Origin of the sequence: Paenibacillus protaetiae, assembly GCF_004135365.1 — a bacterium.
GTDB lineage: Bacteria > Bacillota > Bacilli > Paenibacillales > Paenibacillaceae > Paenibacillus_AP > Paenibacillus_AP protaetiae.
This window is the reverse complement of sequence record NZ_CP035492.1, coordinates 4,046,954-4,064,398: the sequence shown is the minus strand read 5'-3', so window position 1 is coordinate 4,064,398 and position 17,445 is coordinate 4,046,954. Positions and strand designations below refer to the sequence as shown.

Here is a 17,445-nt window from a genome sequence, read left to right as displayed (position 1 = left end):
ACCTCCTTAAATGTCCGTCTTGAATGAACGGAAGCTGAATATAGCGATTGCCCCCGTAATCAAGAAGGAGACCCAGCCGATCGCACTCGCAAGACCGTAGTTGTTATCCAGGAAGGCTGTACGGTATACGAGAGTGCCGATAACTTCCGAACTGCCTGCCGGACCGCCGCCGGTCATAATGTAGACGTTCTCGAACGCCTGGAACGCGCCGTTCAGCATTTGGATGACTGCAATAAGCGTAATTGGCTTCAGCATCGGCCACGTAATTTTCAAAATCATTTTGACTTTGGTCGCCCCGTCGACGCTGGCCGCTTCATACAAGCTTGGATCAACGGAAGTAAGGCCTGCGTAGTACAAAATGAGCGTCCCCGGCAAACCGCCCCATATAAATGTAATAATAATTCCGATCAGCGAGGTGGACGAGCTGCCCAGCATGCCGCTCGGCACGGTCATGAAATCCATTCCAAGCCAGTGGAACAAGGAGTTGTACGCGCCGCTTGGCTCAAACAAACCTTTCCATACATAAAACATCGCAACGCCCGATACGATCATCGGCAAAAAGTAAACCGTCCGGTAAAGCGACGCCATCTTCGTATTTTGCAGCACGAACGCCAGCACGAGCGCGACCGGAATAACGACCGCGATCTGCGCGACTGCGATAATGACGTTGTGCAGCACGGCATGATAAAAGTTTTGCGTAACAATCGGGTCGTCCCCGAGCAGGAAACGGCGGAAATTGTTTAAGCCTTCAAACCGCGCCGTCGAGAAATCAATCCCCGACCAGTTGTAGAAGCTGAGTACAATCGAAAAGCCGACCGAATAAAGACCCACGCCTAAAAACAACAGGATGCCCGGCAATAAAAACAGATACGGAACCCACTTATTTTTGGATGACACCATAACTTAATCACCTTCTATTCCCTAAGCCGGCCGGCTGCATGCGATTCTAGAATGAAGCATCAGCCGGCTCAAGGTAAATTGAAATTAGTTGCCGCTTGCTTTCAGACTGGCCATCGTATCGTCAAATTTCTTCGCCACTTGTTCCGGAGTCATTTTCTTCTCCCACATTGATTGGATCGACTGGGCGTAAACTTCCCATTCCTTGTTTTTCGCGCGGTATGCATTAATTGCAGGCATCGCTTCGGAATAAGGTCCAGGAACGGTAGCAAACGATGTTTCGATTGCCTTCAAGTTATCCTGCAGGTCGCTGGAGCGGTCGCCCAGGTTCAGTGCCGGAATCGTATAGGCAGCGTTTGCGAATGCGATAGTTGCGTCAGGGTCCGTCGTCATAAATTTAATGAAATCAAGCGCTTGGTCTTTGTTTTTGGAGTCTTTGTTGACCGACAGCATCGTCAGTGTAAACGGATCTGTCGTCCAGTTCGTAATTTTCGAGCCTTCGATTGGCGGAACCGGGAACGTAATCATATCGTCCGTCTTCATGCCCATTGCCAGCAGTGTCGACATTGTAAAGGAACCGCCCAGGTCAAAGGCTGCTTTGCCTGCTGCAAACGCTTGGTCAGCGCCGTCAATGTCCGTGGACAAAATGCCCGGCATCAGCAAATCTTTATCCGAAAGCATGCCGGCCGCTTTTACGATCGGCAGGTTAGCCGGATCGCTCAGCTTCGCATTGCGTTCAAGCAGGTCGATATAACCTTGCGGGCCGTTCAGCATAATCGAAAGCGCGGATCCTGCCCAGTTTTCCCACAGGTCGGATACTTTCGCGCCAAGCACAAGGCCCGGCGTGCCGGTTTTGCTCTTGATCGTTTCCATCATGGAGATGAATTCTTCCCATGTTTTTGGCGGTTCTGCGGACAAGCCGGCTTGCTCGATCAGCTTTTTGTTGCCGTAGAAGGTAAAGAACCCGCCGATATCAAGCGGCAAGCCGTAGAATTGGCCGGCTTTCAGCGATTTTTGAACTTCGGTTGCATTTTTGTCGGTTTTCCACGAATCCACTTGCGCTTGCGTAATGCGGATCGGGTCCATCGCAGTGCTGAAGTATTTGCCCAGCACATCATCGCCGATCAGCGGGCTCAGCTCTTCAACCGAACCTTCGATCGAATCGCCTGCTGTTGCCCACCAGTTAATTACATCAGGCAAATCTTTGGAGTTTGCAGCAGCTTTAAATTTTTGTCTGTACGTATCGTCTGGTGTGAACGTCTCGATTTTCACTTTCACGCCGGTTTTTTCTTCGTAAAGTTTGGCAGCGGCTTCAAAACCAGGTACATATGCCACTTTCCACGTCCACATCGTCAACGTTTTGCCAGAGCTTCCGCTGCCGCCGGAATTGTTATTGCCGCCGCTGGAGCAAGCGCTTACAATTAGGGCTAAAACGGTTATTGTTGCTAAAAGCATCCAACTTTTTTTTCTTTTCATGCGCAACCACCTTCTCTGAAGTTTTGTTTTTTGCGTCTTACGAAAAAAAGGACTAGACAGAGGTTCATAAAAAGCCTGACTGCTCCCCCACCTCCTGCACGTAATCGAATTCGCAATGTTCCCCGCGGTTTGTGATAGATTGCGTAAGGCCTTTTGTATCATCAATATAATCAACTTGTTTTTTTATGTAAATGTTTATTTTTTGATACAACTTTAATTAGATGTATATAAATATCAATACAACATCCCCACGATCCCTTATACACAGCACTCTAGAAATAACGCGGTATTGTACCTATTTTCACACATTTGATTTAAAAAAATAAATACACTTGTATACATTGTTATGTTGTACTATATTTAACTCATATACCTGTCGGATTGGAGCTAATCCTTTATGGCCAAAAAATATAAGCCTTTGTATAAAAAGATAGAAAACTATATTGTAGACCAAATCCGCAACCAGAACTGGAAGCCGCTCAGCCGTATTCCTTCGGAAAACGAGCTTGCCGAGCAGTTCAGTGTAAGCCGGATCACGGTCAAAAATGCTTTAAGCGAACTGGTCGAACGCGGCGTTGTATACCGGCTTCAAGGCAAAGGAACCTTTGTTGCGGATCATTACCAAGAGGAGATGCTGGACATTCCCGCCGTAGAATACGTATCTCCGCCGCAAAAAACAATCGGTTTTCTCCTTCCCCGGCTTGATAACCGGTTCACCGCCAATCTATTGAGCGGTATCGAAGATTCGTTGTCCGAGAGAGGCTATCAGCTTCTTTTTTCAAAAACAAACGATTCGCAGGAAGAAGAAATATTAAAAATCCGGGAGATGCAGCAGCATGGCGTACAAGGGCTGATCATCTATCCGGTTGAAGGCGAAAATTACAACAATGAAATCTTATCGCTTACATTAAACCGGTTTCCGCTCGTCCTGCTTGACCGTCTGTTGAAAGGAATTGACACCAACTCGGTCAGCTCCAATCACTTTGAGGGCGCGATAGCCGCTGTTAATCATCTTCATGAGCTTGGGCACCAGCATATCGGTTTTATTTCCACGAAAGCGGAAGGCACTTCCAGTATTGAGGAACGGCTTGCCGGCTATGAAAAGGCACTGGAAGATCACCATATATTAATCGACCGCAGTCTTGAAATGACCCGCCTGCTTATTAACAGCAGCGATCGGGAGGTCTCATTATTAATCGAACAGTTTCTGCTTGCGCATCCCCATATGACGGCCTTATTATCGTCCAACTTCAGCCAGCAGGTTATTCTGACCGCGCAGCGGCTGGGCATCCGTGTGCCGGAAAACTTGTCGATCGTCTTCTTCGACGATGTGGACCATCCGGATTTCGCCATTGTGCCGCCTACTGCCGTTGTGCAGCAGGAACGCCAGCTGGGCAGGGAAGCAGGGAAACTGATTGTAGAGCAGATTGAATCGCGTTCCACCGAATATCACCAGATCAAGCTGCCGACAAGCATGATTGTCCGCCAATCGACAGGTGCCGTTCCTGCAGTTAAAGTCTAGTTTTAGCTGCTGCCATCATTATCATTCATTCCGCAGCCCGTCTGCCAGAGGAGGAAGCTATTGTATGTCTCAATCAACCAACAGCTTGTATTTGAATCCGAATGCCCCGATTGATGAGCGGGTCCAAGACCTGCTCGGCAAAATGACCCTTAAGGAAAAGGTCCGCCAGCTGGACCAGTATTTCGGCACTTCGTTCATGAACAAAACGCATCCGCATATGATTACCGTTATGGCCGATGATGCGGAAATCGTCTGGCCCAAAGTGAAGGAGCTGATCGGGGAAGAAGGCATCGGCTGTATCCATGACTTGTACGGTACCGCGGATGTTAATAATGCGCTGCAGCGTTACGCCGTGGAAGAAACACGCCTCGGCATTCCGATTTTGTTCAGCGAGGAAGCGCTTCACGGCCTGCTCCGCCCCGGCTTTACCGTGTTCCCTCACGCCATCTCGATGGCTTCGACGTTTAACCCCGGCATCGTCCGCCAGATCGGTGCGGGCATTGCTGCCGAGACGCGCAGCTACGGCATTCACGAGTCTTTCGGGCCGGTGCTGGATATCGCCCGCGATCCGCGCTGGGGACGCGTCGAAGAAACATTCGGCGAAGATACGTATTTGACCGGCCGGATGGGTGTCGCCATGATCCAAGGCATGCAGGGCGACGATCTTGCTTCCGACCGGACCATTATCGCCGAACCTAAACACTTTGCCGTACACGGCATTCCGGAATCCGGCCTGAACCAATCGCATGCCACTGTCGGCTTAAACGATGTGATCGCGTATCATCTGCCGGTTTTTGAGGACGCTTTCGTGGAAGGCGGAGCGATTAATGCGATGTGCGCCTACAACTCTATCGACGGCGTTCCGGTCGCTTCCGATGCCAGCCTGCTCACGGACGTGCTTCGCGGACAATGGAATATGCCCGGATTCGTCCGTTCGGACCTTGGCGCCATCGCCCGTCTGCAGCATGCGCACCAAACCGCTGCGACGGACAAAGAAGCGATTCGCCAAGCGCTTGAAGCCGGCGTCGATATGCAATATTACGATTATCCAAACGAGCATTACCAGGCGTTAATTGCCGAAATGATCGAAAGCGGCGAAATTAGCCGCGAGACGCTGGATACAGCGGTCGGCCGCGTTCTTAAAGTCAAATTTATGCTTGGCTTGTTTGAAAATCCTTATACGGATCCAAACCTGTCCAAAACCGTTGTCCGCAGCAAAGCGCATGGACAACTGGCACTGCAGGCTGCCCGCGAAAGCATCGTGCTGCTGAAAAACGATCAGCTGCTGCCGCTGAACAAAGACGTGCCGTCCGTTGCGGTTATCGGCCCAAGCGCCGATACGGCCCGTCTCGGCGATTATACGCCGTACATCGAAGGATTTAAGCCAGTGACGCTGCTGGACGGCATTAAGAAGCTGGTATCCCCGTCCACCAAAGTGCTTTATGCAAAAGGAACCGGCATTCTCGCAGACGAACTTACCGCCATTCCGGCCGACTGCCTGTTCGATGATGCCGGCAACAACGGCTTGCTTGGCCAATACTTCAACAATCCGAATTGCGAAGGAGACCCGGTCTTGTCGCGCGTCGATACCGGCATCCGCTTCAACTGGGTCATTACGAAACCGGATGAGCGGATTGAATCGTTCCATTTTTCCGTCCGCTGGACAGGCAAGCTTGTTCCAAAAACCGATTTCAGCGGTTATATCGGGACCGTAAGCCAAGACAGCATGCGCTTATGGCTGGACGGCGAGCTGATCGTAGACGGCTGGGGCAGCGGCCATCCGGCAACGAAGCAAGTGCCGGTCGAGCTGAAAGCCGGCGAGTCGTACGCCATTCGCGTGGAATATTGGAAGGATACTAACGGGGTTGACGTCATGCTCGGCTGGCGCTCCGAAAAAGAAGACTTCCAGGAAGCGGTCCGCATCGCTTCGGAAGCGGACGTTGCCATTGTCGCGCTTGGCGATTCCGAACGCACCTGCGGCGAAGGGGTTGACCGTTCCGGCCTTGACCTGCAGCCAAATCAGCTGGAGCTGCTGCAGGCGATCCACGCGACCGGTACGCCGGTCGTGCTGGTGCTGCAGAACGGCCGCCCGGTGACGCTCGGCTGGGAATCCCGCCATATTCCGGCGATTGTAGAAGCTTGGTACGCCGGCGAAAACGGCGGCGACGCCATCGCCGAAATTTTGTTCGGCGACTACAACCCTGCTGGACGGCTGCCGGTTTCATTCCCGGCAACGCTCGGCCAAATTCCGGTGCACTATAACCGCCGGCGCGGCGGGCAAAAGCAATACATGGAGGGCGGCAACCGTCCGCTGTATCCTTTTGGCCACGGGCTGAGCTACACGACATTCGAATACGGCGGGCTGAAGCTGAGCGAAACGTCCATACATGCGGACGGTACCGTAGACGTGTCGTTTGACGTTACCAATACCGGCAGCCGCGATGGCGACGAAGTTGTTCAGCTGTACGTCAGCGATTTGGTCAGCTCGGTTGCCCTGCCGGACAAATCGCTCCGTCATTTCCGCCGTATCCATCTGAAAGCCGGCGAGACGGCCAGCGTGCATTTTACATTAACAAGCAAAGATTTGCGTCTGCTTAACCGGCGCTTGGAATGGGTCGTAGAGCCTGGCGAATTCCGCATCCTTGTTGGCTCGAGCTCGGAGCATATCCGCCTGACAGGCGATCTTACGGTAACAAAGGAACAATAACAGCTTATGAATGACGCCTTCCCAGGCCAAAATGCGCATTTAAACCAAACAGCCTGCTTCTCTCCGCCGCGAGAGAAGCAGGCTGTTGCCGTATTAATGCTTGAGCGTACCTAGCAGCGCAAATTGCTTGGCCAAATAATGGGGCGAATAAGGCATATCGTTCCGCAGCCAGTTCACAATCGTGCCGATCAGCGCAGAGGAGGCGTACCAGACGATAATGTCCTTTTGAATGCCTTCACTGGTGACCGGATCGCTGTCGATTTTTTCCCCGACCCGGAATGCAATTGATTCAATAAGAAGCTTCAGTATGCGGTCGGTAAACACCGGGATTCTTCTCGACGCCAGGATGACTTTGAAAAACTTGGCGTTATCCGCAATATACTCCAGAAACCGCAGCAGCATTTGCGAATTGCCGTTCTCTTCCTCGTTGAAGCGGCTCCCCCGGATGATGATCTTTTTTTCCATATCTTCAATCATTTCATCCGCCATCTTCTCCATCATATCGGGAATATCGCGGTAATGCAGATAGAAGGTAACCCGGTTGATCGTGGCGCGTTCTGCGATCCGGTTCACCGAAATTTTCTCTAGGTCCATCTCCTGCAGCAAATCAATAAATGCATCCTTCAACAGCTGGCGCGTGCGAATGACTCTAGGATCGATTTTAGTTTTCGTTTGCTCCATCACGCCGTCACTCCTTTATAATTTCATAATAACTGTCTTATTTCTCCAGTTTAAACTACAGTACATGCCTGAAATGACAACTAATTGACATCTCGGCGAAATACGTTGCTTGTAAGGTACATCTTTCTGACTATAATTGTTTTATACATCGTTTATTATCTAACACGTTGTAAATTAAGTCTAGAGAAATTGGAGAGGATGGAGAAAAAGATGAACGCAAGCCTTACTGCAGCCGGCTCTGCCAAAAAAGGGCCGATTATGTTCATTATGATTCTCGGAGCCTTCCTGGCAACGTTGAATCAGACGATTATGAGTGTGGCAACGCCCGAGCTGATGAACGATTTCAACATTTCGGCTACGACCGCCCAATGGCTGACGACCGGTTATATGCTCGTGAACGGGGTGCTCATTCCGATCACTGCTTATTTCATGCAGCGTTTTACGACACGGCAGTTATTCCAAGCTTCTATGCTTGTTTTTCTGGTTGGCACGATCGTATCCGCCATAGCTTCTAATTTTCCGGTTCTGCTTACCGGACGCATGATCCAGGCGGCAGGCGCAGGCATCATTATGCCGCTGCTGATGAACGTTATCCTGACACTGTTCCCGCCGGAAAAACGCGGCGCAGCGATGGGCCTTGTCGGCTTCGCCATAATATTTGCGCCGGCAATCGGGCCGACTCTGGCCGGCTATGTGCTGGAGCATTACAAGTGGCAGACGTTGTTCTACGCCATGATTCCGCTGGCGGTTATCGTTATTATTTGCAGTTATGTTTATTTAAAAAATGTATCGGAGCGCGAGCATACAAAAATCGATATGCTGAGCGTCATATTGTCCACCATCGGTTTCGGGGCGATGCTGTACGGCTTCAGCCGTGCCGGCAGCCTGGGCTGGTCGAGCGCAGAAGTGGTGCTGATGATAGCAGGCGGCATTATCGCGCTGGCTTTGTTTACTTGGCGGCAGCTCGTTTCCCGCAATCCGCTGCTTGATTTGAGAGCATTTAAACACAATATGTTTACGCTGACTACGATCATCAATATCGCCGTAACGATGATGATGTATGCGGATATGATGCTCCTCCCGCTTTATTTGCAAAACGCCCGCGGATATTCCGCTTTGGAATCCGGCCTGCTTTTGCTTCCGGGCGCGCTGGTGATGGGCTTCCTAATGCCGGTTACCGGCAGGCTGTTTGACCGGTTTGGCGCCAAATGGCTGTCCATTATCGGCCTTATTATTACAATTGGCACAACGGTTGGTTTTATTCATTTGACGGAATCTACAAGCTACACGTATTTGATTCTGATGTCGACCGGACGCCGTATCGGCATGGCGCTGTTTATGATGCCGATCCAAACGGCCGGCCTCAATCAGCTGCCTCCCCGCTTAAACGCGCACGGAACGGCGATCTCCAATACGATCCGGCAAGTAGCCGGAGCTGTCGGCACTTCGCTGCTCGTTACCGTTATGACCAGCCAGACGACCGCCCATCTGAAGGATATGATGGCAGGCAGCGCGGCAAGCGGCGCTTCATTGGAAAGCTTGAAGACAAAAGCGATGATTGAAGGGATCAACGACGCTTATCTCGTCATTATCGGCATCGGGATTATCGGCCTGCTGCTGTCGCTGTTTATTAAACGGGTCGCGCAAGCAAAAGACGACACCGTATCGTCCCCGCTGAAGCACAACGTGACAAGCGAGGCCTAAACGCCTCTTTCCTATCGCAGTAACAACAATAGCGGCGGCACCGGAATTGGATTCCGGCGCCGCCGCTATTGGTATATAGACATTTGACTGCCCGCCTTCGCCTGTCCGTTCGTTCACATTGTCTCGCCGGTCAAACTATTTTATAATGAGACTATCCAAAGGAGGTCGGTAATGATGGCAAATCAGTTTGCCGGAATGAGATCAACTCATGCAAAGCCTGATTTAGAGGCGATACTTTGCATGGGGCGGACCATTTAATAACCTTTCGCCTGCTGTTATCGTTTCTAAAGAATGCGCTTTGCACCTTATTGTAATGAACCATATCCAAATAAGGGGCTGAAAAGCATGAGTCAACCATTCATTAGAAACCATCAATATAATTATATTAAAAAGCAAGTCGGTCAGCTGCAGCGCGCATTCAACACGTCTTCCGATCCGAAAGTCATCCTGTCGCTGCGCGACGAGGTTCAAGCCAAAGTATTGGAGCTTTTCCCGACATCCCGCGAGGCGCAGCAGCCATTGCTTGAGGCCATTTCCTCGCTTCAAACGGCAGAGGAATGCCGGTCCTATGTAAACTCGCTGGAGCCATACGTGGCGGAGATGCCTCAAGTAACGGATAACCAGCTTAAAAAACTGTTTCCAAAAGTAAAAAAGCTGAAAACGCCTAGCTTGGAGGCGCTCGACTTCCGTTATGTCACTTATATGGGCTGGACAGACATCGCTTCAGGCAAAATGTATCTTGCCTATCCTCATCACAATCAGCTGGCCGGCATTGAAGGAAGATTTACGCCGACCAATAAAAAAGGCGTATGTTTTGTATGCAGCAAGCATGAAGAGGTCGCGCTGTTTACCGCCATTACCAAATCGAAACCGGCAAACGCGTCCCCCGATTATTACAAAGCGATCGGCAACTATATTTGCTTAAACAGCGAAACCTGCAACCGGAATATAACCGATGTCGCCGCTTTGGATAAATTTTTCCATGATGTGCTGGCAAAATGATTACGTTTCAAAACCTGCCGAATCCCGATTCGGCAGGTTTTTTTGAAGTGCGGTTAATGTTCTTCTTCCTTTTTGTACTCTAAAATATCCCCCGGCTGGCAGTCCAGCGCTTTGCAAATCGCCTCCAGCGTAGAAAACCGGATTGCTTTCGCTTTGCCGTTTTTTAAAATCGAAAGGTTCGCCATCGTAATGCCTACCTTCTCCGAAAGCTCCGTAACGCTCATCTTCCGCTTCGCCAGCATGACATCAATATTTATAATCATCGCCATAACCTTCACCTCAAACCGTTAAATCATTTTCAGATTTAATAGCGATCGCATTTTGAAGCAGCCTTTGAAGAACAGCCGCAAATACGGCAATGACCATGGAAGCAAAGATGATGACAAGCCCGATTAACAGAATTCCCGGGGCATCATCTTCCTCCGCCAGCAAATAAAACAGCGGCATCCCGAGTACAAACAAAATGCTAATGGCAGCTGCACAAAACTTGATGTTTTTGAGAGCCCGCACAGACAGCTCCGAGAAGGCATTATTTTTGTCGATATAGGTTAGCAGCTTTAAAGCCTGATACAAGGCGAAGTAAAAAGGAATGGCCGTTGCGTACAAATCAACAAAAAGAAAATATTGGATGTACGAGCTGTCCGGATACAATTCCTCCGCATAATGCGCAATACCCGGCACGATAAAAATATACACAGCCAAAAATACAATGCCAATCAGAAAAACAACAACCTTCAAAAAAAGTGTTGTTCCCCGTTCCATCCTATGCACCCCGTTTCCATATTTTCGAGTTTGATCTTACCACAGAATTTATCGTTTATCAATAAATTTTTATCCCATAAGAACAAATTTACGTCCTAGGTTACTAAAACAACACAAAAATCCCGGCCTCGTAAGGCCGGGATTTTCTATTGCCGCCAAAAGATTGGCGGCCTGCCGGAGCAGACCGCCCGGGCTAAAGCTAAACCAGTGTAAAAACTTGCGCTTCATATGGGCGAAGCTTCAGCTCATTGAGGTCAAAACCTGGAGAAAGCTCATAATTGCCGAATACCCGTTCGGCAGAACCGTAACGGACCGAATCCGGCAAAGCAAACACCGTTTCGTCCGCAAAGAAGTTCAATACAACGAGCAGGCGCTGTTCCCCTAACGTACGGGTATACGCATAAATGCGTTCATCCTGCTCCAGCAGCTCCTTGAAATCGCCGTACACAACAATTTCGTTCCGCTTGCGGAACTCAATCAGCTTCCGGTAATAATGGAACACGGAATCCGGATCGTTTAACGCTTCCTCGGCGTTAATTACCGTGAAGTTCGGGTTAACTTGCAGCCAAGGCGTTCCGCTCGTAAAGCCGCCGTTCGCCGTCGCGTCCCACTGCATCGGCGTACGGGCGTTGTCTCGGCCCTTAATATAGATCGAATTCATGATTTGCTCGACCGGATGGCCCGCTTCCACGAACTCTTTATACATGTTGTGCGTTTCGATATCCTGGTACTCCTCGATCGAACCAAACTTGACGTTGGTCATGCCCAGCTCTTCGCCCTGATAAATGTACGGCGTCCCTTGCAGCGTATGAAGCAGCGTCGCCAGCATCTTCGCCGATTCCTTGCGGTAAATGCCGTCATTGCCAAACCGCGATACCATACGCGGCTGGTCATGGTTGTTCAAGTACAGGCTGTTCCAGCCTTTGCCCGCCAGCCCGGTCTGCCATTTGCTCATAATGCGTTTGAAATCGGTCAGCTTCCAGGGGCAGACATCCCATTTGCCGTTACCCGAGTCAATATCCATCAGCTCGAACTGGAATACCATGTTCAGCTCGCCGCGGTCTTCGCCAACATAAAGCGCCGCCTCTTCAGGGGTCACTCCCGGCGTCTCGCCAACCGTCATAATATCGTATTTCGACAGCACCTCGCGATTCATTTCCTGCATAAATTCATGAATGCGCGGGCCGTTCATGAAGTAGTCGCCGCCAAAATTATATTTGCCTTCTCCGGCTGCGTCCGGCAGCTGCTGCACTTTGCTGATCAGGTTAATGACGTCCATCCGGAAGCCGTCCACGCCTTTATCCAGCCACCATGTCATCATATCGTATACTTCGCGGCGGACCTTCTCGTTGTCCCAGTTCAAGTCAGGCTGCTTGGACGAGAATAGATGAAGGAAATATTGGCCGGTTGCTTCGTCTTTTTTCCAGGCTGATCCGCTAAAGAAGGAAGACCAGTTGTTTGGTTCCTTCCCGTCTTTGCCATCACGCCATATATAGTAATCGCGGTAAGGATTATCCTTCGATTTGCGGGATTCCACAAACCAGGCATGCTCATCGGAGCTATGGTTCACGACCAAATCCATAATCAGCTTCATTCCGCGGCTGTGCAGCCCTTCGAGCAGCTTCTCCCAATCGGAAATCGTGCCGAAATCGCTCATGATGCTTTGATAATCGCTAATATCGTATCCGTTATCGTCATTGGGCGATTGATAGACCGGGCAGAGCCAAATGACGTCTACCCCAAGCGTCTGCAAATAATCGAGCCGGGAAATGATGCCGGGAATGTCGCCAATGCCGTCACCGTTGCTGTCTTGAAAGCTTCGAGGATAAATTTGGTACACGACGCTTTCTTTCCACCACGTTTTTGTCATTTTTTTGTTTCTCCCATCCGTTTGTTCTCTCTTTAACAGGTTATTTGACAGCACCTTGCGTGATGCCGTTAATGATCCACTTTTGCGCTACCAGATATACGATTACCATCGGGGCAAGCGCCAGCAGGTAAGAAGCAAATGCCAGGTTGAAGTCGGTGCTGAACTGCCCTTGGAATACATATTGCACCAGCGGCAGCGTGTAGGAATTCGGATCGCTTAATATAATGAGCGGAAGCATAAAGTCATTCCACGTCGACAAACAGCTGAGTATCGCAACGGTTGCATTGATCGGAGCGAGCAGCGGGAAAATAACGCGCCAGAACGTGCCGTAAGTCGATGCGCCGTCCACCGTAGCCGCTTCTTCCAGCTCAACCGGGATCGAGCGGATGTAACCGACATAGACGAAAATATTGAAAGCCAGGCCGTATACGATATAAAGCACGATAATGCCCGGAATGTTGTTCATATGCAGGTTTGTCGTCAGCTTCACGACTGGAAGCATAATAATTTGAAACGGAATAAACATGGCGCTGATAAAGTAGAAATAAAGGCCTTTAAAAAACTTGCTGCCCATATTCCGCGCCACCGCATAGGAAACAAGCGAGTTGCTGAGCAAAATGAAGCCAACCGAAATGAGTGTAATCAAGGCGCTGTTTTTAAATGCGCTGAAAAAATCGGTTGCTTTAATCGCATTGGAAAAGTTCTCGAAGTGAAGTCCCGTCGGCAGGGCAAAAATCGATTTAGCCATCTCCTCCGGATTTTTGAGCGCAATCGAAACGGTCATATACAGCGGGAACAAAATAAACAGGGAGCCAAGCGCGATCAGAATGGTCACGGCCCAATTCGTAGAACGATCTTTATTCATTACGCATCAAGCTCCCTCTTTTGTAAAAATTTCAGCTGAATAACGGAGATAACCACGATGACGATAAAGTAAACAACCGCATTCGCCGACTGGTACGCAAATTCTCCGCCTTGGAAACCGCCTTGATAGATGAGCATAGCGATTGATTGGGTTGCCCGTCCTGGACCGCCGCCTGTCAGCGCAACGATCTGGTCGAACACCATCAGGCCGCCTTTCATCGCCAGCACCATATTGATCGTAAAGAACGGCGCCAGCATCGGGAACGTAATTTTCCAGAACGTCTGCCATTTGTTCGCCCCGTCCAGATCGGAAGCTTCGTACAAATCACGCGGAATCGTCTGAAGACCCGACAAATACAAAATCGTGTTAAAGGCGATGCCCTGCCAAACGGCTACGATGACGATGCCGACCCAAGCCCATTTCTCATTGCCCAAAATGTTTGTCGACAGGACACTGCTGCCCAGCTTGTCGCCCAGTATCGGAATGGCATTGGAATAAATGTAGTTAAAAATGTAGCCGACGATCAGCACGCCAAGCACATTCGGCAAAAAGTAAACGCCGCGGAAAAAATTGCGGTATTTGATGCGCGAGTTCAGCCCCAGCGCGATCAGCAGGCTGATGATGTTAATGAGAACCGTAACGACAATGGCATATTTAAACGTAAACAAATAGGAATTCAGGACGTTGGTGTCCGTGAACAGCGATTTGAAGTTTTTAAAGCCGACAAAATCATACCCGTCGCTGTAGCCGTCCCAGTTCGTAAACGAATAAAAGATGCCTTGCAGCGCGGGAAACGTATGAAAAGCGAAAAACAGCAGCAGAGCGGGAATGGTCATGCTATAGAACGCCGCTTTTCTTTTGGCCATGATGTACCTCCTTATTCAATAGGGACAAGGAAGAGAGCACCCTTAAGCGCTCTCGCCCTCCCATCGTGTGGCATAATCCTTATTTGCGGTTCGCCACTTTATCCCATTCCGTATCAAATTGCTTCACGTACGCGTCTACGTTTTTCTTTTGCAGGAACGCTTGAATAATCGTGTCCGCTTTTACAGCGCCAGGGATATAGTGGTCGGAGAAATCATCGATGGCTCCGCTTTCGAATGCTGCGTTGAAGCCTTGTACGCTTTCGTCCGATTGGTTTACGCCTTTTACAGCGGAGAAAGCTTTTTGCTCGTCGATGTACGTTTGCACGTTTTCAGGCTGCAGCAGGAAGTCGATAAACTTTTTCGCTTCTTCCGGATGTTTCGTATCTTTGGAAATCGTCAGCAGCGTGTCCACGCCGGAAATCACTTTGTTGCTTGCTTCATCGTTCGTCGCCGGGAACGGGAATACGCCAAGCTTCACGTCCGGGTTAGCTTTCTGAATTTCCGGAATCGCCCATACGCCTTGAATGTACATCGCCGCTTCGCCTTTCGCGAATGCCGCGTTGCCGTCGTTATAGCCTTTGCCGAACATATCCTTCTCGCCAAAGTCGAGCAGCTTCAATTGCTTCTCGGCCACTTCGCGGAATTGAGGGCTGTCGAATTTCACGCTGCCGTTCGTGCGGTCTGCATAGAAATCAATGCCCAGGATGTCGGTCGACAGCGAGTTGAACGGCACCATCAGCGTCCAGGAATCTTTAAGCGTCAAGTAAAACGGCGTTTTGCCCGCGTCTTTAATTTTTTGGGCGGTTGCGATCAGCTCGTCCCATGTTTTCGGAATGGTGAGGCCAAGCTCGTCGAACATCGCTTTGTTGTAAATAATGCCGCTGGCGTTCGCCGTAAACGGAATGCCGTTTACCGTCTCCGAGCCGGTCAGCTTGTTCAGCATGTTTAAGTATGCAGGTTGAATATTCGAAGTCAGGTCGCCCGACAGATCGGCAAACACGCCGCTTTTGGCAAGCTGGGCATATGCATCGGTTGCGCCCATCCCGATAATGTCCGGTACGTCTTTTTTCGCAACGCGCGTTTTCAACACTGTTTCCGCATCCGGCGGATTTACTTGCGTAACGGTAATATCCGGGTTCGCTTCGTTAAACTTTTTGACCAGCTCATCGAAGGACGCTTTCGCTTCCGTTTTGTTTTGGAAAAACTCCAGCTTCACTTTCCCTTTCGAACCGCCGCCCGAATCGCTGTTGCTGCCGCAGCCTGCTAATGCGGTCATGACTAATGCGCTTACTGCAATTACTGATAGTGTCTTTTTCATGGAATAGACCCTCCAAAGTATAAAATGGATGCAATAAAGAACGTAAACGTTTACTCTACCATCAGAAAAAAACGTGGATTTTTGCCTTCATTACCTGCCCTTTTGCTGTACTCACCTCCTTAAATGCAATATTTTTTCTTATTCTCCCTATTTTTGTGAATTTCATTCACCATAGCGATTACGCTCATTAAATTTAATTGAGTAAACGTTTACTCAATAAGGAGAAAAACATGCCTTATTCAAGGCAAACGCCGAACAGTCTTTCTTTCCACCAGTTGATGGTTCACAATGCTGCTTGGCACCTGTTCAGCCCCCTCAATTAAGGCAATCAGCTTCTCGGAAGCAAGCCGCCCCATCAATGCCAACGGCTGATGGATGGTTGTAAGCGGCGGAAAAATCATGCGGGAAATGTTCAAATCGTCATAACCGATCAGCGAGATGTCTTCAGGAATACGAAGCCCTTTGGCCATCGCCACGTTCATGGCGCCAATCGCCATCTCGTCACTCGCTGCAAAAACGGCCGTAAACGGCATTTTGCTTGCGAGCAGCTGCTCCATCGCTTTTTTGCCGCTGTCCATTCTGAAGTCGCCATAGATAACCTTGGATTCCTCGAACGGAATGCCGTTATCCTCCAGCGCCCGCTTGTAGCCGTCCAGCCTCGGGGCGCCTGCAAGCATGTCCCAGCGCGTGCCTGCAATCATCGCAATTTCGCGGTGGCCGCTCTGGATCAGGAAATTCGTGGCCTGGTAAGCAGCCTGACAGTCATCAACCTTCACGTATGGAAGCATATGCTTCTGGGAATGCGTGTTGACCAGCACGACCGGAACGCGCATTTCCTTCATTGCGTCATAATACTCGTCCTTCAGCATCTCGCTTGTAAAAACAATGCCGTCGACCTGCTTCTCATGAAGCACCTGCAAATAGTTTAAAGTCCGCTTGCCTTCCGCAGCCGTGTTGCACACAATAACGCTAAAGCCGTGTTCATGCGCAACTTCTTCAATTCCATGCAAAATATCAGACGAAAAGTTGCTCGACACATCGGGAAACAAAACGCCAATCGTTTGCGTACGCTTGTTAATCAACCCTCTGGCTATCGCATTTGGCTTGTAGCCAAGATCCGCGACCGCTTGCAAAACCTTTTGCTTTGTTTTATCCGAATAGCCGGCAAGGTTATGAAGCACGCGCGATACCGTTGCCACCGATACGTTGGCTGCTTTGGCTACATCTTTAATTGTAGGAGGATTGTTAATCATCTTTTTGTTTCTTACCCCTTTGCGTTACGTAAACGTTTAACATCAGTATAGTTACGTCCTATTTATTTGTCAACGGATTTTGTAAAACCGCTTTCAATCCTTTGTGGGCAAACGGCAGCGAACAGTACAATACTTGTACATCATAAAAGTTAATCATAGGCGGGTTCCTTTCATAACGCAGTGATTTCACAGTTAGGCAGATTTTCGACATTTTATTTTACTATATTATTCCACATCCCATGTTATCGCTAGTCTATAAAATAAGGGGTGCTTCAACAAAGGAAGCATCCCCTTATGATGTACTGACTATCCGCCGAATTGCGCCTGATGCAGGCGGTTGTAGGCGCCTTGTACCGCAATAAGTTCCTCATGTTTCCCTTGCTCGGCAATGCCTTGCTCGGACACCACGACGATCCGGTCGGCGTTTTTGATGGTGGCCAGCCGATGCGCGATGACCAGTGTGGTGCGGTCCTTCGACAGCTCCACCAGTGACTGCTGGATCGCCTTCCCTGATCGCTATGA

At 49.8% G+C, this 17,445-nt stretch carries 14 protein-coding genes and 1 pseudogene; 4 read left to right on the top strand and 11 right to left on the bottom strand.

Features of this window, described 5'->3' with window-relative positions:
- Nucleotides 1-6: 6 nt before the first annotated feature.
- Together ET464_RS18805 and ET464_RS18800 are read right to left on the bottom strand one after the other, a co-directional pair.
- On the bottom strand, nt 7-900 hold the full coding sequence (locus ET464_RS18805) for a carbohydrate ABC transporter permease (RefSeq protein ID WP_129443576.1): 894 nt from the start codon (nt 898-900) through the stop codon (nt 7-9).
- Nucleotides 901-984: 84 nt separating this feature from the next.
- Complete coding sequence (locus tag ET464_RS18800) at nt 985-2,352, bottom strand: ABC transporter substrate-binding protein (protein WP_165280054.1); 1,368 nt, start codon at nt 2,350-2,352, stop codon at nt 985-987.
- 418 nt (nt 2,353-2,770) lie between these two features.
- Between ET464_RS18800 and ET464_RS18795 the strand changes: the two genes are divergently transcribed.
- Nucleotides 2,771-3,895 (top strand): GntR family transcriptional regulator, encoded by a 1,125-nt coding sequence (locus tag ET464_RS18795; RefSeq protein WP_129443572.1) that lies wholly within the window; start codon nt 2,771-2,773, stop codon nt 3,893-3,895.
- 64 nt (nt 3,896-3,959) lie between these two features.
- A complete protein-coding gene (locus ET464_RS18790; RefSeq protein WP_129443570.1) occupies nt 3,960-6,602 on the top strand; it encodes a beta-glucosidase in 2,643 nt (880 codons plus the stop codon).
- A 93-nt stretch (nt 6,603-6,695) separates the two neighbouring features.
- On the opposite strand, the gene ET464_RS18785 is transcribed toward ET464_RS18790, so the two are convergent.
- On the bottom strand, nt 6,696-7,283 hold the full coding sequence (locus tag ET464_RS18785) for a TetR/AcrR family transcriptional regulator (RefSeq protein WP_129443568.1): 588 nt from the start codon (nt 7,281-7,283) through the stop codon (nt 6,696-6,698).
- A 210-nt stretch (nt 7,284-7,493) separates the two neighbouring features.
- On the opposite strand from ET464_RS18785, the gene ET464_RS18780 reads away from it, so the two are divergent.
- Together ET464_RS18780 and ET464_RS18775 are read left to right on the top strand one after the other, a co-directional pair.
- On the top strand, nt 7,494-8,987 hold the full coding sequence (locus ET464_RS18780; protein ID WP_244226596.1) for a DHA2 family efflux MFS transporter permease subunit: 1,494 nt from the start codon (nt 7,494-7,496) through the stop codon (nt 8,985-8,987).
- A gap of 345 nt (nt 8,988-9,332) precedes the next feature.
- Nucleotides 9,333-9,989, top strand: coding sequence for a FusB/FusC family EF-G-binding protein (locus tag ET464_RS18775; RefSeq protein ID WP_129443565.1), 657 nt, complete (start codon nt 9,333-9,335; stop codon nt 9,987-9,989).
- Between the two features lie 53 nt (nt 9,990-10,042).
- Here the strand turns inward: ET464_RS18775 and ET464_RS18770 are convergent, their stop codons facing one another.
- The 8 genes and pseudogenes from ET464_RS18770 to ET464_RS20480 form a co-directional block, all read right to left on the bottom strand.
- The gene (locus ET464_RS18770; RefSeq protein WP_129443563.1) at nt 10,043-10,258 is read right to left on the bottom strand and encodes a helix-turn-helix domain-containing protein; all 216 of its coding nucleotides are present in this window, start codon (nt 10,256-10,258) and stop codon (nt 10,043-10,045) included.
- Nucleotides 10,259-10,268: 10 nt separating this feature from the next.
- Nucleotides 10,269-10,751: a DUF2975 domain-containing protein gene (locus ET464_RS18765; protein ID WP_129443561.1), complete on the bottom strand. Its 483-nt coding sequence runs from the start codon at nt 10,749-10,751 to the stop codon at nt 10,269-10,271.
- A 199-nt stretch (nt 10,752-10,950) separates the two neighbouring features.
- A complete protein-coding gene (locus tag ET464_RS18760) occupies nt 10,951-12,621 on the bottom strand; it encodes a glycoside hydrolase family 13 protein (RefSeq protein WP_129443559.1) in 1,671 nt (556 codons plus the stop codon).
- A 40-nt stretch (nt 12,622-12,661) separates the two neighbouring features.
- Nucleotides 12,662-13,486 (bottom strand): carbohydrate ABC transporter permease, encoded by an 825-nt coding sequence (locus ET464_RS18755; RefSeq protein WP_129443557.1) that lies wholly within the window; start codon nt 13,484-13,486, stop codon nt 12,662-12,664.
- Nucleotides 13,486-14,352: a carbohydrate ABC transporter permease gene (locus ET464_RS18750; RefSeq protein ID WP_129443555.1), complete on the bottom strand. Its 867-nt coding sequence runs from the start codon at nt 14,350-14,352 to the stop codon at nt 13,486-13,488. Before ET464_RS18750 ends, ET464_RS18755 begins: the two co-directional genes overlap by 1 nt.
- A 79-nt stretch (nt 14,353-14,431) precedes the next feature.
- Nucleotides 14,432-15,670, bottom strand: a complete 1,239-nt coding sequence (locus ET464_RS18745; RefSeq protein WP_129443553.1) for an ABC transporter substrate-binding protein — start codon at nt 15,668-15,670, stop codon at nt 14,432-14,434.
- 239 nt (nt 15,671-15,909) lie between these two features.
- Nucleotides 15,910-16,923, bottom strand: coding sequence for a LacI family DNA-binding transcriptional regulator (locus ET464_RS18740; protein ID WP_129443551.1), 1,014 nt, complete (start codon nt 16,921-16,923; stop codon nt 15,910-15,912).
- 306 nt (nt 16,924-17,229) lie between these two features.
- Nucleotides 17,230-17,427: pseudogene (locus ET464_RS20480) on the bottom strand (multidrug ABC transporter ATP-binding protein); the annotation flags it as partial.
- Nucleotides 17,428-17,445: the final 18 nt, after the last annotated feature.